General features: G+C 49.7%; 14 protein-coding genes. 12 read left to right on the forward strand and 2 right to left on the reverse strand.

Annotated features, from left to right (window positions below):
* Positions 1–157 precede the first annotated feature (157 nt).
* From ugpB to AAC621_RS09365, 5 genes are read left to right on the forward strand one after another with little or no spacing between them, the layout of a single operon-like run.
* The gene (ugpB, locus tag AAC621_RS09345) at positions 158–1,468 is read left to right on the forward strand and encodes a sn-glycerol-3-phosphate ABC transporter substrate-binding protein UgpB (RefSeq protein ID WP_340254735.1); all 1,311 of its coding nucleotides are present in this window, start codon (positions 158–160) and stop codon (positions 1,466–1,468) included.
* 54 nt (positions 1,469–1,522) lie between these two features.
* Positions 1,523–2,404, forward strand: a complete 882-nt coding sequence (ugpA, locus tag AAC621_RS09350) for a sn-glycerol-3-phosphate ABC transporter permease UgpA (protein ID WP_340254738.1) — start codon at positions 1,523–1,525, stop codon at positions 2,402–2,404.
* Positions 2,405–2,421: 17 nt separating this feature from the next.
* Positions 2,422–3,258: a sn-glycerol-3-phosphate ABC transporter permease UgpE gene (gene ugpE, locus AAC621_RS09355; RefSeq protein ID WP_340256440.1), complete on the forward strand. Its 837-nt coding sequence runs from the start codon at positions 2,422–2,424 to the stop codon at positions 3,256–3,258.
* Between the two features lies 1 nt (position 3,259).
* Complete coding sequence (gene ugpC, locus AAC621_RS09360) at positions 3,260–4,321, forward strand: sn-glycerol-3-phosphate ABC transporter ATP-binding protein UgpC (RefSeq protein ID WP_340254741.1); 1,062 nt, start codon at positions 3,260–3,262, stop codon at positions 4,319–4,321.
* Complete coding sequence (locus tag AAC621_RS09365; RefSeq protein WP_340254744.1) at positions 4,314–5,297, forward strand: glycerophosphodiester phosphodiesterase family protein; 984 nt, start codon at positions 4,314–4,316, stop codon at positions 5,295–5,297. Before ugpC ends, AAC621_RS09365 begins: the two co-directional genes overlap by 8 nt.
* A 4-nt stretch (positions 5,298–5,301) precedes the next feature.
* Here the strand turns inward: AAC621_RS09365 and AAC621_RS09370 are convergent, their stop codons facing one another.
* Positions 5,302–6,186: an HAD-IIA family hydrolase gene (locus AAC621_RS09370; protein WP_340254747.1), complete on the reverse strand. Its 885-nt coding sequence runs from the start codon at positions 6,184–6,186 to the stop codon at positions 5,302–5,304.
* 223 nt (positions 6,187–6,409) lie between these two features.
* Here AAC621_RS09370 and AAC621_RS09375 point away from each other — a divergent pair, with 223 nt between their 5' ends.
* From AAC621_RS09375 to AAC621_RS09405, 7 genes are read left to right on the forward strand one after another with little or no spacing between them, the layout of a single operon-like run.
* On the forward strand, positions 6,410–7,186 hold the full coding sequence (locus AAC621_RS09375) for a DeoR/GlpR family DNA-binding transcription regulator (RefSeq protein ID WP_340254750.1): 777 nt from the start codon (positions 6,410–6,412) through the stop codon (positions 7,184–7,186).
* The gene (locus AAC621_RS09380) at positions 7,183–8,214 is read left to right on the forward strand and encodes an ABC transporter ATP-binding protein (RefSeq protein WP_340254753.1); all 1,032 of its coding nucleotides are present in this window, start codon (positions 7,183–7,185) and stop codon (positions 8,212–8,214) included. The genes AAC621_RS09375 and AAC621_RS09380 overlap by 4 nt, the downstream gene beginning before the upstream one ends.
* 44 nt (positions 8,215–8,258) lie before the next feature.
* Positions 8,259–9,515: an ABC transporter substrate-binding protein gene (locus AAC621_RS09385; protein ID WP_340254756.1), complete on the forward strand. Its 1,257-nt coding sequence runs from the start codon at positions 8,259–8,261 to the stop codon at positions 9,513–9,515.
* Positions 9,516–9,571: 56 nt separating this feature from the next.
* Entirely contained in the window at positions 9,572–10,465 is an 894-nt protein-coding gene (locus tag AAC621_RS09390) for a carbohydrate ABC transporter permease (RefSeq protein WP_340254759.1), read from the forward strand.
* Positions 10,462–11,271: a carbohydrate ABC transporter permease gene (locus AAC621_RS09395; protein ID WP_340254761.1), complete on the forward strand. Its 810-nt coding sequence runs from the start codon at positions 10,462–10,464 to the stop codon at positions 11,269–11,271. Before AAC621_RS09390 ends, AAC621_RS09395 begins: the two co-directional genes overlap by 4 nt.
* 4 nt (positions 11,272–11,275) lie before the next feature.
* On the forward strand, positions 11,276–12,073 hold the full coding sequence (locus AAC621_RS09400) for a metallophosphoesterase (protein ID WP_340254763.1): 798 nt from the start codon (positions 11,276–11,278) through the stop codon (positions 12,071–12,073).
* An 11-nt stretch (positions 12,074–12,084) separates the two neighbouring features.
* Positions 12,085–13,743, forward strand: coding sequence for a Na/Pi cotransporter family protein (locus tag AAC621_RS09405; protein ID WP_340254765.1), 1,659 nt, complete (start codon positions 12,085–12,087; stop codon positions 13,741–13,743).
* A gap of 78 nt (positions 13,744–13,821) precedes the next feature.
* Here the strand turns inward: AAC621_RS09405 and AAC621_RS09410 are convergent, their stop codons facing one another.
* Positions 13,822–14,838, reverse strand: coding sequence for a rod shape-determining protein (locus tag AAC621_RS09410; protein WP_340254768.1), 1,017 nt, complete (start codon positions 14,836–14,838; stop codon positions 13,822–13,824).
* Positions 14,839–14,875: the final 37 nt, after the last annotated feature.

Consider the following 14,875-nt stretch of genomic DNA (forward strand, 5'->3'; position numbering starts at 1 on the left):
CCCCCTAGTGCCATAATTATAATGAAATGTTATGAAAATCCACAAGAATAATTACTTGCATTATAAATATTTGAAGATACGCTTGTAAATCTGAGGATCTTTTCGGGTGGGTACCCGTGTGATTTTTTGCGCCAATGAGCGCACAAGGGAGGGAAATATGAAAAAGTATCTCGTGAGCGGTGCAGCGATTGCCGCAGCATTATCACCAGTCGCGGCATATGCTCAGACGGAAGTCCATTTCTGGCATGCGTTTACTGGTCGGTTGGGAGATCTGGTTGCCGAGCAGGTTGAACAATTCAACGCAAGCCAAAGTGATTATGTCGTAGTGCAAACTCATAAAGGCAACTACTCGGAGACGTTGAATGCCGGTATCGCGGCTTTCCGCGCAGGTGAGCAGCCTCACGTCTTGATGGTCTTTGAGGTTGGCACAGCAACAATGATGGCAGCAGAAGGTGCCGTGCGTCCCGTTTATGAGGTCATGGCTGAAAGCGGTGCGCAGTTTGATCCAGACGCTTATATCGGGGCAGTGAAAGGTTATTACACCTCTACCGATGGGGACATGTTGTCCCTTCCATTTAACTCCTCGACACCTGTTTTGTGGGTCAACCGTGATGCATTCGAGGCAGCTGGCGTCGATCCCGATATTGATCTCTCAACTTGGGAGAAAGTTGGGGAAGCCCTTGACGCTCTGAAGGCAGGAGGAGAGGATTGCCCTCTCGTGACGGCATGGCAGAGCTGGATCCATTTGGAGAATTTCTCGGCTTATCATGATGTTCCATTTGCGACCCGCGACAATGGTTTTGCAGGTCTAGATACGGAACTGACATTTAATGGCCCCGCTCAGATCGCACACCTGACTGCTATGCAAGAGTGGGCTCAAGACGGTAAGTTTATTTACACTGGTCGTCGCAATGAGGGTGGCGCGAACTTCCGTTCTGGTGACTGTGCTCTGTTTACGGAGAGTTCCGCTGGATACGCGGGTATCAGCTCCGAGGCTGAGTTTGATTTCGATGTGAGGCCACTTCCTTATTGGGAAGCAATTGCATCTGAACCTCAAAACACAATCATTGGCGGTGCGTCTTTGTGGGTCATGGAGGGTCATGATGCTGCTGAATATCGCGGTGTTGGCGAATTCTTAAGCTTCCTGTCGTCTACCGATATCCAAGCCGCTTGGCACCAGAATACTGGATACTTGCCCATCACTGCGGCTGCTGGCGATGCCACACGCGCTTCTGGCTTCTATGACGAAAACCCAGGTACCGATGTGGCTGTTATCCAAATGACAGCTAATGAGCCAACGGCAAACTCAAAAGGTTTGCGCTTGGGCTCGTTTGATCAAATCCGCGGAATTATTGATGAAGAACTCGAAGCGATTTGGTCCGGTGATAAGTCGCCACAGGAGGCGATGGACAGCGCAGTTGAGCGTGGAAACGGCTTGCTTCGTCGGTTCGAGCAGGCGAACCGCTAATCACCATGGTTTAGGTGCGGGCTATTACGGCCCGCACCTCATCGGGGTCTCACAATGGAAAAGCGTGTAACTTTTCGTGGCTGGGTTCTGCCCTTGCTTTTGATAGCGCCACAAGTACTGGTGTCGGCTGTTTTCTTTTTCTATCCCGCTGCGCAAGCCATTTGGCAGTCACTCTTCATTCCAGATCCCTTTGGTCTGTCCGCAGAATTTGTCGGGCTTGGAAATTTTGAGTTTCTATTGTTGGATCGGTACTACCGCGCATCTTTTTTGACAACGGCCATATTTTCCGTGCTGGTAACTCTATGTTCTATGGTGCCCGCGCTGTTTCTAGCCGTAGTCGCCGATCGCTTAATCAAGGGTTCAGGACTATACCGAACGCTTCTCATTTGGCCGTATGCCGTGGCTCCTGCAGTAGCAGGAGTTTTGTGGATGTTTATGTTTAATACCCGTGTTGGGGTAGTCTCGTGGTATCTAGGTCACCTTGGCTACGATTGGAACCATGTGCTGAACGATGGCGAGGCAATGGGCTTAGTTGTCGTTGCTTCGGCATGGGGGCGCATCAGTTATAATTTCCTATTTTTCTTTGCCGCCCTGCAGTCAGTGCCGAGATCGGTTATTGAGGCGGCTGCTATTGATGGCGCTCATTTTTGGCGCAGGTTTTTCGGCATCGTTCTACCATTGATCACTCCAACAGCGTTTTTCTTATTGGTGGTTAATGTAGTCTATGCGTTTTTTGAAACTTTTGGAGTAATCCACACGATTACATCCGGTGGACCACAACAGGCGACAACTATCCTCGTGTACAAAGTGTTCTCTGATGGATTTGTCGGACAAGACTTGGGATCTTCTTCCGCCCAGTCAGTGATTTTGCTGTTTGTGGTCGGATTATTGACAGTCATTCAATTTAAATATGTCGAGAAAAAGGTGCATTATTGATGGCTCAGTCTCATGGAATGGTGGAGCGTCGTGGTGCGGGATTGTGGCTGAGCCATCTCTTTATGATTTGCGGCGTTTTGTTAGTTTTTTTCCCAATATGGCTCGCATTTGTCGCCTCTACGGTCACGCAGCCGGAAATTGTTCGACCGCCAATGCCGCTGCTCCCCGGAGAGCACTTTTGGGAAAATTATAAGGCGGCTCTCTTTTCAGGCGTCAACGTGCCAGTTCTGCAGATGCTGTTTAACAGCCTTGTGATGGCGCTTGGCATCGCTGTTGGGAAAATTGTGATTTCATTGTTGTCAGCTTTTGCAATTGTATATTTTCGCTTTCCTGGGCGCACAACTTTCTTTTGGATGATCTTCATCACTCTCATGTTGCCAGTTGAGGTGCGTATTGTGCCGACATTTGAGGTGGTTGCCGGGTTTGGAATGCTCAACAGTTACGCGGGGCTGATTTTCCCTCTCATAGCCTCTGCGACGGCGACATTCTTATTCCGTCAGTTTTTCTTGACGATACCAGATGAATTAGCTGAAGCGGCTCGCGTCGACGGCGCAAAGCCTATGCGATTTTTCATCGATATAGTTGTGCCTATGAGCCGAACTAATATTGCGGCCCTCTTTGTCATCTTGTTCATCTATGGATGGAACCAGTATTTGTGGCCGCTTTTGATCACCACGGATCCAAGCATGAACACGATTGTGATGGGGCTAAATCAAATGTTCCCTTCTGGTGACGATGTTGCTGAGTGGCCTGTAATTATGGCGACATCGATCCTAGCAATGGTTCCGCCCATATTTGTAGTGGTTTCGATGCAACGGCTGTTTGTACGAGGCCTGGTTGATAGTGAGAAATAGGATGGCGACGGTAAGTCTTAAAAATATAAAAAAGAGCTTCGGTCCGGTCGATGTCATACACGGTATAAGCGTAGATATTGTGGACGGAGAATTCATCGTTATCGTTGGGCCATCAGGCTGCGGAAAGTCCACTCTCCTTCGAATGGTTGCCGGTTTGGAGACTGTAACTGCAGGCGATATTTTTATTGCCGATCATCGTGTGAATGAGAAGGAACCGATGGAACGGGATATTGCAATGGTTTTTCAAAACTATGCGCTTTACCCGCACATGTCGGTACGCGAGAACATGGGATACGGCCTCAAAATTGCGGGGCTTCCTAAGGCACTCATTCACTCAAAAGTCGAAGATGCTGCAAAGTTGCTGCAATTGACTGATTTGCTGGATCGTAGGCCACGACAATTGTCCGGCGGTCAGCGTCAGCGCGTCGCGATGGGGCGCGCAATTGTCAGGGAGCCATCTGTCTTCCTTTTTGATGAGCCACTGTCAAATTTGGATGCCAAATTGCGCGTCCAGATGCGCTTAGAGATACGCGAGCTGCAACAAACTCTCGGAGTTACGTCTCTATACGTTACGCATGACCAGGTTGAAGCCATGACCATGGCAGATCGGATGATTGTCATGAACGATGGTGTTGCGGAGCAAATCGGAACGCCTCTAGAAGTATACGAGAGGCCACAAACCTTGTTCGCAGCCCAATTCATTGGCAGTCCTGCAATGAATGTGTTTGACGCCCACATAAAAGATAAAGTGGTTTGCGTTGACGTTGTCAAAATTGGAACTGCCAGGCTCCCAGATGGCCCCGTTAAACTTGGCATTCGACCAGAACATCTTGTGCCTGATAATGAGGGATCAATAAGCATTGAGATGCGCATGTCAGAGCCCCTGGGCGCGAATACGCTTTTGCATGGCCGCTTACAGGCATCTGATGACCAGCAGGTAACTGCAAGCTTAAATGGGGTGCACAATCTCGAAGGCGTGCAAGCGCCCATGCGGTTTAGTGTGGCTGCAGACAATATTCATTTGTTTGATCCAGTTTCGCTAAAGAGGTTGGTGGATGATTGAGCTAGATGCGGCGGAAGCATTTCGCGGTGCACAAAATACAGTTCGAATAGTTGGTCACCGAGGCGCCCGCGGCGTACTCCCCGAAAATTCTATGATTGGCTTTGAATTTGCCATTAATACTGGGGTAAAGTTGCTTGAATTTGATGTTGTTATGACTGCGGATTTCGTACCCGTGATTACGCACAATCACAGGCTTCATGCGCCAACATTCCGAGGGCTCGACGGTCATTTTATTACGGAAGAACGACGTATCTCAGAGCTGACTTGGGATGAACTCCGTCAATATGAAATTGGATGGATTGATGGATCTACGGCTTATGGTCAGCGGTTTCCTGACCAAGCGCAGGTTGGCGATGTCCATGTGCCAAAACTTGAAGACTTGCTCACATTAGTTTCGCATACCCAGCATTCAGATACTTTCTTAATGCTAGAAATTAAGTCTGATCCCCAATTTGTTTCTGCTCCCAGATACCGTGAGCGCTTAGTCGCGGAAGTCGTCAAGGTTGTTCGGAGGACTGATCTGTCAAAGAGAACGGTGCTCCATAGTTTTGATTGGGACTTGTTGAAGGTTTGTCAGGCATATGCGCCGGATTTGCCCACATCATTTTTGACGTACTTAAATCCGCCGCAGACGCATTGCGGTGAGGATTCGTCCCGAACGGTTTCACCGGAATTTAATGGGTGTGAAGAAACAATCCCCCAGCTGGTAAAAGACGCGGGCGGCAAGCTTTGGTGCCCTTATTTTGAAGATGTAAGCCAGGATATTATTGATCAGGCAAAAGAACTTGGCCTGATAGTGGCCGTTTGGACGGTGAATGAGCCGGCTGACATCAAGCGAATGTTAGGGTTTGGGGTAGATGCCATTGTGACTGATTATCCTGGTCGAGTTCAGAGGTTAATCGCAGATTACGGCTACCGAATTGCCACACAAACCCGCAGCAAGGCTCGGCTGGAGGCGTCTAAGCAGGCCAGCTGATCTTTTAAATTCTGGACAAGCGCCAAGTTGGGTTCAGCGCAGCAGCGGCCAGAAAGTTGTTTGTTTCGACCCCTGCGAACATTCCGTCTCGTTCTACTAAGACGGTCCGCCAATTACGTGCAGCCGCTCCAAGAATATCAGTGTGCAGTGTATCCCCGCACATCACTATTCTGGAGGGAGGTACATTGGGCAGGGACTGCTCAATCATCTGGAACACTTCTGGAAACGGCTTCCCGTAAAATCTAATGTCTGTCACGCCGCTATCCGCCAACAGATGGCCAAAGTGTCCTGGTTCAAGTGAAAACCCGTGATCACGAGGAGCAGCGATATCGGCATTGGCAATGATTACGGGCCGTGGCCGTTTCAGGAGGCTGTCACGCAGTATCGACTGGCGCTCAAGGGTCCACCTCTCGGTTGAAAGAAACAGGAAGCCATCTACTGCGTCATAATCATTGCTTTTATCCGATAGTTTGATGGTATCTTTTCCAATATCGCCTAGATGATCGAAATCTGCAGCAATACAGCCCCAAACTCGTTCGTCTAAATCTCTGATTGCAGCATCTCTGCTCGTTATGACTTCGTGAGGTTCGACCCGCATACCGAGCTTGTTAAATTTTTTTGTCGCCTGATCGTGGGGATAGCTCGCAGCATTTGACAGGATGCGTATTCTGAACCCGTTTTGACGTAGTTGATCAAGTCTATGCGCCGCTCCAGGGATAGGCGTCTCACCAACGTTTAAAACTCCAAATGCGTCGAACACAAAGGCATCCGCATCATCTGAAATTTCGATGAGAGAGCCGATAAGCTTTGATTTCTCTGGAGGGACAGCCCGTGGAAGTCTGTGCCGAATGGCTTCGTACCGTTCAAATATGCTTGCTACGTCATGCATGAATGTAGGTGGCCTTTCGATCAAAGTGTCAGCGCATTCACCCTGCACTCTTCTTCTATAGAAAGAAAGTTACAAAACAACATAATTTGATAAATTAAGATTATTTTTCTAATTTACCAAAGAGTTTTACCAAAATTTTCGTATAATTGTAACATAAAATTACAAATTTTGTTGCTTTGTTGTTTTTGTGGTGTATCGTCTGATTCTGTGGGAGGCACGGGTCGTGGCGTCTAAAAAAATTCGTAGGCATGAGTTGATTTTGGAGCTCGTCAGAGAGCGCGGAGGAGTGAGCGTTGGCTCGCTATCTGAGATGCTTGGCGTATCAATGCAAACCATTCGCCGAGACGTCGACGTGTTGTGCGATGGCAAGACGTTGCGGAGAGCTCATGGCCGTATTGAGCTCACCGCCGGGCACATAAATACACCGTTTGATCAGCGTGCCGGTACGAATTTGATGGGCAAGCGCGCCATCGCATCAGTTGTGGCGTCTCAAATTCCCAACGGTGCAACACTTTTCATGTCGATTGGCTCGACGCCTCTCACTGTCGCGCGCGCGCTGAGGTATCACAAAGAGCTGACCGTGATTACGAATAACTTAAGCGTTGCTATGGCGCTTAGCGAAGAACTTTCAAATCGGATCATTCTTCCGGGCGGAGAACTGCGCTTGCCTGACCGGGATTTTGTCGGTGAGGAAGTGGTATCGTTTTTCGGCCGTTATCGCGCTGAATTTGCGGTTTTTGGTACGGCTGGAGTGGCTGAGGATGGTCGACTGCTTGAGTTTCATGAGGCAGAGGTCAGGGCGAGTGAGGCCATGCGTCTAAACGCACAGCGTTCAATTCTTGTCATAGACGGCAGTAAATTTGGTCGGCTTGCACCCGCGGCCGGGGCAATGATTTCGGATGTGAGTGAGGTCATTTGCGATGTAAGGCCCGATCCAATTTTTGATCCTGTAGTTGAGTCAGTTGCAGATCGAATTTCGTTTGTAGGAAGAACTGAATGACAGAGCCTTCCACTTTTGTAAAAGTTGACAACGTTGCCAAACGCTGGAACGGCCAGCTCGGTGTTGAAGATGTTTGCTTGTCTATTCCTAGAGGAGCGTTCGTGGCTCTCTTGGGGCCGAGTGGGTGCGGCAAATCTACTACTTTGAGACTTTTGTCGGGCTTAGAGCTGCCCGATGAGGGCCGCATCATAATTGATGGCGTGGACGTCACTGATGCTGCGCCATCAGATCGTAATCTTTCTATGGTCTTTCAGTCCTACGCTCTATTTCCTCACTTGAGCGTCGCTGAAAATGTAGTTTTCGGGCTTAAGGTACGCAAAGTATCAGCGGCAGAGCGTCGGAAGAAGCTTCAACGCGCACTAGAGATTACCGGTTTGCTTGGATACGAGGCGCGCAAGCCTGGCGAACTGTCGGGGGGACAGCGCCAGCGTGTTGCTCTGGCGCGGGCAATTGTCGCAAACCAGCCACTTTGTTTAATGGATGAGCCGCTATCAAACCTGGACGCTAAATTGCGTGCATCAGTGCGCAAGGATATTAAAAAGCTACAAATTGATCTCGGTATAACTGTTGTCTACGTAACTCATGATCAAACAGAAGCCATGAGTATGGCTGACATGGTCGTCTTAATGAAAGATGGCCGCATACAGCAATCTGGCACGCCAGAAGACCTTTATTATTCTCCTGCAAATACATTTGTTGCTGAATTCGTCGGGGCGCCGCCAATGGCACTCATCAATGCCTCTGCACTGGGAGGTTTCGATGGCGTCGACAAAGTTGGCTTGCGTGCCGAAAACATAACAGTGGCCCAAAAAGGCAAGGGACGGCTCTCGTGCAAGGTGACTGAGTGTGAATTTTTGGGTTCCGAAACTTTCGTGGGATTGGAGCACAAAGCCGCTTCAGGTTTAACTCTAAGCCTGCCTGGGCTGCACAATATCCCATCAGGGGAAACGATAGAAATTTCGTTTTCTGACAACGATCTTCACTTTTTCAACAGTGCAGGCAATCGACTTGCAAATCATGCCCATTAAGGGCTTCGCGCATTAGCTGTCTAATGCAAATCAGGGAGGACTAAATGACACTTTCACGCAAATTAGGAGTTGTTGCTACCGCTGCGACAGCGCTTGCCACACCCGCTATCGCGGACACCGAACTCACTATGTACTACCCTATTGCGGTAGGGGGTGCTTTGACGGAGGTGGTCGATGGGATCGTTGCCGATTTTGAGGCGGCGAACCCAGACATCACAGTCAATGCGATTTATTCAGGCAACTATGATGACACGCGGGTTCGAGCGCTTTCGGCTCTTTCGTCGGGCGAACCTGCTCAGTTGGCAGTCATGTTTTCAATCGATGCCTATGATCTGATTGAACAGGAGCTGATTGTTGCGTTTGACGACATCGAAGGTGTCGACCCAGCTTGGCTGGATAGCTTTTATCCTGCCTTGATGGCGAATGGCCGCATTGAAGGGAAGACTTGGGGGATCCCATTCCAACGCTCAACAATTGTGGCTTACTATAACAAAGATATGTTTCGGGCCGCTGGTCTAGATCCGGAAAGCCCCCCCAGCACGTGGGAAGAAATGATTTCTATGGGACAGGCGCTCACGAACGGTGACACCTACGGTCTCATGATCCCATCAACCGGCTATCCGTATTGGATGTTCCAGGCGTTGGCCATTCAGAACGGAAAAGAAGTTATGTCAAACGATGGCTTGACTACTTATTTCGATGATGAGGCAGTGGTCGATACTTTGGAGTTTTGGCTGTCTCTCAGCCAAGAGCATGGCATCATGCCAGAAGGTACTGTCGAGTGGGGCACATTGCGCCAAGCCTTCCTAGAAGGACAAACAGCAATGATGTGGCACTCCACGGGTAATCTTACCGCAGTTAAAAATAACGCTACCTTTGACTTCGGTGTGGCAGAACTGCCGGCCAATGTTCGTCCAGGCTCGCCAACCGGCGGCGGTAACTTCTACGTTTTCGAAGACACCACGCCAGAAGAGCGCGCAGCCGCTCTTCGGTTGATTGAATTTATGACGTCGCCTGAGCAGGCAGCTGCTTGGTCAATTGCAACGGGTTACATGGGTGTGTCACCTGCCGCATATGAGACCGAAGCTCTTAAGGCTTACACTGCTGAGTTTCCACCTGCATTGGTTGCTCGGAACCAACTTGAAAATGCAGTTGCAGAGTTCTCAACCTTTGAGACGGCTCGAGTTCGTGAAGGCTTAAATAATGCAATTCAGGCGGCTTTGACGGGTGCTGCGACGCCTGAGGCGGCATTGTCCGAAGCACAAGATGCTGCAGAGCGGTTATTGAGCGCTTATCAGTAATAACTTGTTGGGCGCCCATATTTTTGGGCGTCCAACGTCTTGCAGAGGTCAACTTGATGTCAAGATTTGTTCAGATAGAGCGACGTCGGCAGGCGATTTACGGGTGGATTTTGCTTTCGCCCGCTGTAGTTTTGTTGAGCACATTTGCATTTTATCCCTCAGTAGCAACTTTTTGGGCCAGCATCTTCAGTCGCCAAACCCGTCGGCGTCCGAGTGAGTATGTGGCGTTTGAAAATTACTCTGACTTATTTGCCGATCCGACATTTTGGAAAGTTGTGATAAACAATTTGATCTACGCTGGTGCGACGATCCCAATATCAATTGTAATCGCATTGGCGATGGCGCTTTGGGCAAACTCTAAAATCCCGGCACGCGGCTTCATTCGCACAGCGTATTTTACGCCAACAGTTCTGCCGATGATCGCGGCAGCAAATTTGTGGTTATTTTTCTATACACCGGGTCTCGGTGTGTTGGATCAAATTGGTAGCTTGGTTGGGCTGCCGAGTGTCAACTGGCTAGGCCAGCCCTCGACGGCCTTGTGGGCAGTCATCATGGTTACGATCTGGAAAGAGGCTGGCTTTTTTATGATTTTCTATCTCGCTGCGCTTCAGACCATCCCGGAAGATTTGAAGGAGGCGTCTGATATCGAGGGCGCGAGCAGGTGGACTTATACAAGGCGTATTGTTTTGCCTTTGTTAATGCCGACGACCCTTTTCATAATGGTCAATGCGCTCATTAATTCAGTGAAGCTGATAGATCACCTGTTTATTCTGACCAAAGGTGGTCCCAATGACGCATCAAAACTTATCCTCTATTATATATGGGAGATGGCTTTTGCGTTCTTTGATGCGCCGCACGCCGCCGCGATGACGATCCTAGTGCTTTTGGTCCTAGGCATTGTCGCGGGGATCAAATTCACAATTCTGGATAAGCGGACCCATTATCAATGAGCCGTACCATTCAAAATATCGAGCCGCTTGGAGCCATTGTTCTTGCCATAATCTGGGTCTCGCCCCTCGTGTTCGCGTTCTGGGCAGCGTTTCATTCGACGTCTGACGCAGTAAACTTCAATCTCACGGCGAGTTGGACGCTAGATAACTTTCGTACAGCGTGGGATGGTGCGCCCTGGATACGTTACTTTCTAAACACTTTTGCATTGGTCACGGTAATTCTGATTGGCCAGTTTATTGTTACCACGCTAGCGGGCTTTGCCTTTGCACAAGTTCGTTTCCCGGGACGAGATTTGATGTTCATTCTGGTGTTGATGCAGTTGTTTATTCTTCCAGAAGTGCTGATCGTTGAGAACTACGCAATGGTGTCGCGTCTTGGCCTCTTCGATACGATACTGGGTGTCGGTATGCCATATATGGCCTCGGCGTTCGGCATCTTTCTCATGCGGCAGGCATTTAAAGGGGTTCCAATTGAGCTCCATGAAGCTGCGCGCGTAGAAGGCTGCAGTTGGTTTGGAATTCTGTGGCGCGTTTACGTACCATTGGCTCGTCCAACCTACCTCGCCTACGCCTTGGTGTCCGTATCCACGCACTGGAACAACTTCCTCTGGCCGCTGATTGTCACGAACTCCCCTGATACGCGCCCGCTGACTGTGGGCTTGTCGATTTTTGGAGCCCCTGAAAATGGGGTAGACATTAGCGTAATTTCAGCGGCGACTATGATGTCCGTAGCGCCATTGCTGTTAGCTTTCCTGATTTTCCAGCGTCAGTTTGTTCAAGCGTTTTTAAGAGCGGGGATTAAATAATCCTATGGCTCGGTTTCTACATCTGTCGGATCTGCACGTTGTTGCCGAAGGCACGACTTCATCTGGCGTGTTGGATACCCGGAGTGTTTTGTCGTCCACGATTGATCACATTATCGAAATGTTGCCCGGCTTAAGTCCTATTGATGCAGTATTGGTGAGCGGGGATATAAGCGACGATGGAACCCAATGCAGTTACGAATTTGCGCGCGTGCAGCTGGATCGATTAGGGCTCCCGATTTTTTCAGTACCTGGAAACCATGATAAGCGAAGCATATTTCGGGAGGTGTTCTGTGACTTCATGACCTTACCAAAAAGTGGCTCCATAAACTGGGAAGCAGAAATAGCTGGCACCCAAGTAATTGGACTTGATACTCTTGTAGAGGGGAGTGGGTCAGGGACGGTCGACGAAAATGGATTGGCGTTACTGACGTCGACCCTCGCCCATTCAAATAAAAGTCCGACCGTCGTATTGATGCACCATCCACCATTCCTAACAGGCATCAAATTTATGGATGCCATCGGTTTGACCAACATTGGCGCGATGACTGCAGCCTTGGCTACAGAAAATCGTAGTCTTATCGTTTTAGCGGGCCATGTTCACGGTGTGCACCATTGTCAGTTGAGCGGCCACCCGGTGGTCACAGCCCCGTCCATTTGCAGTGCGTTTGCGTTGAACCGACAGCCCGATGCATTTGTCGGTTTTTTTGAAAGCCCAACGGGTTTTGCCGTTCTGGACACGGGTGCGGGGTATCATTGGAGTGCTGTTCCCACGTCCTACTTCGGCGGTCCACACGCGTTTTAGGTCACATTAGGATGGAAAATTCACCAATCATAATTGCTCTGAATTTGGCCGCCGCTGCGGGGCTTCTGATTTGGGCTGTAAGGTTGGTGCGCACTGGTTTTGAACGCGCATATGGAAACAACATCCGTTTGTGGATGAAGCGCACCACTAAAAACAGAGTGAGTGCATCAATTACCGGCGCGGCGGCAGCTATACTGCTGCAGAGCTCGACTGCCGTTATCCTTCTACTAGCTGGTTTCATGTCCGCAGGCGCCATAGCCACCAGGGCAGGCCTCGCGCTTGTTTTGGGCGCAGATTTGGGATCAGCAATCGCAGTCCAAATTCTTAATTCTAAAATTGCAGTATTGGAGCCCATTCTACTCTTGGCTGGCGTGACCCTCTTTCTACGAAGTTCTCGTCGAACTTTTCGACAGCTTGGGCGCATTCTGATTGGACTGGCCTTAATCTTTGTTTCATTGGATTTAATTAGGCTTGCAAGTCAACCTGTTGCTGAGGCTCAAGCTCTTCAGGCAATTACGGTATATTTATCTGGGGATCTGATTACAGCTTTTATTCTGGCTGCTTTATTCGCCTGGTTTGTCCACTCGAGTGTCGCTGCTATCCTGTTGCTCGCCATGTTCACAGCCTATGGAATTCTCCCTGTGGATGCTGCTTTTGCAATGGTTTTGGGAGCAAACTTGGGTGGTGCTTTAATTGCATTCGTTTTGACCCTTCGATCTGAGCTGCCCGTTCGAAGAGTTGTGATTGGAAATTTATGTTTACGGGGTGGTGGTGCGTTTGTGGGCCTATTCTGCATTGCGCAGTTCCAATTGAGCGATCTGCTTCAGGGAATGAGCGACGAACAAAAAGTATTGGGCCTGCACGTACTGTTCAATTTTTCTCTGGTCATGATAGGCCTCCTACTTTTGCGACCAGTTTTACGTTTAATCGAATTATTGGTGCCATCTCGCGCAGCCTTTGACGGTCAATCTATCCATCGCTCTGTGCTAGATCAGGCAGTTCTCAATCAGCCTGAGCGCGCATTTTCTTGCGCACGCCGCGAAATGGTCGAAATGGGTAATAGGGTCGAAGCTATGTTGCGGGAGGCTATGGATTTGTTCGACGTCTTCGACCAGCGCGCTGCAGATGGATTGAGAGATGAGCATGCCAAAATTGCCAGAATGGCAAACGATGTAAGAGTTTACCTGTCAAGTGTACGAAGCACTGATCGCAAAGAGGCAATAGGAACGCGCGCATTCGACCTAGCGAGTAACGCAGTCAATATTGAAACCGGCTCAGATATAATCGCCAGGAAGATTATTAGCTTGGCTCGAAGAAAACACCTCGAAAAGACAAATTTCTCAGATCAGGGCAAGGCAGAGCTTCTAGATTTTTATGATCATGTGTTGCGCAATGTTCAGCAGGGCATAGTAGTACTGATGTCCGACGATGTGGACATTGCGCGCTCATTAGTTGAACAAAAAGAAACAGTTAGAGACCTGGAGCAAGAGTTGGAAAAGAAACATTTGATCCGTTTAAGTGACGGGCAAACGGCGTCGATAGAGACGAGTGCAATCCATATAGATCTTCTGAGGTCTTTGAAGACGCTGAATTCATCATTTGCGACACTAGCGTATCCGCTCCTAATAGAGACTGGTGAACTGTTAGAAAGCCGTCTATCAAGCGTTTAGTTAATGTTTTTGTGAATTTTATTCCAAATTTAATCAGTGCTGCGCACGCACGAGCTTCCGGCGCCACCACTAGCTAGTTCAGGGATCTCGCTGAATTGCGTGCTCGATGCGCTTGCCTAAGTTCATCGCAATTTGAGTGCCGAATGCCACGCAGTATTTGTGATTTTCTGCGACAACAGCCGGTAGGTGTGTCGCATTCATCAGGGCCTTGTCTATCCCTGCGAGGCCAGCCCCACCTCCCGTGAGAACTAGTCCGTTTTCCTGAATGTCTCCAGCCAAATCAGGCGGTGTCTGCTCCAGGAGGAGCATCACGGCCTCGCAGATACTACTCACCAACGGCCGCAGCGCCTCGGCCATGTCTGCCTGCGTGACCTCGATTTCTTGTGGCAGGCCACTGACGCCGTGACGACCCCGAACGCTCGCCTTGCGCCCGACGCCGTCATTGGGCGAGACGGCTGTGCCGATCTCAAATTTCAGCATTTCACAAGTGGCCAAGCCGACATTTAGATTATATTTCTTTTTGATGAATGCGGCTATCGCCACGTCAAAGTGGTCCCCGCCAACTCGGATCGACTGCGCGACGACAATGCCCCCTAGAGACAGCACCGCAACCTCGGTCGTGCCGCCGCCAATGTCCACGATCATGGAGCCCGTAGGTTCCAGAACTGGCATTCCGGCGCCCAGTGCGGCCGCCATCGGCTCCTCGACAAGGCCGACACGGCGGCCGCCAGCGGCCTCAACGGACGCCTTGATCGCGCGCTTCTCCACTGGCGTGGCGCCATATGGCACGCACACGAATACTATCGGCTTCCTGAAGGCAAAATTATTCAGAACTTTTTTAAAGAAGGCAGAAATCATGTCCTGGGCCGCGTCGAAATCCGCAATCACGCCATCGGACAGGGGACGGATAGCCAAAATACTCTCCGGCGTCTTGCCCAGCATTAGTTTGGCGTCATCCCCAACCGCTAAGAGCCGCTTCTGCCCGTTTTTCAACTGATAGGCGATCACCGAGGGCTCATCTAAGACGACGCCATTCTTGTTGTCGACGATGACGATGTTGGCAGTGCCGAGGTCAATGCTAATCTCATAAGCCAAGAATTTGTCCTCACTATTAAATTCCTGGCCTTTTGAT

The organism is Roseobacter sp. HKCC-CH-9208, from assembly GCF_037805125.1.
GTDB lineage: Bacteria > Pseudomonadota > Alphaproteobacteria > Rhodobacterales > Rhodobacteraceae > M30B80.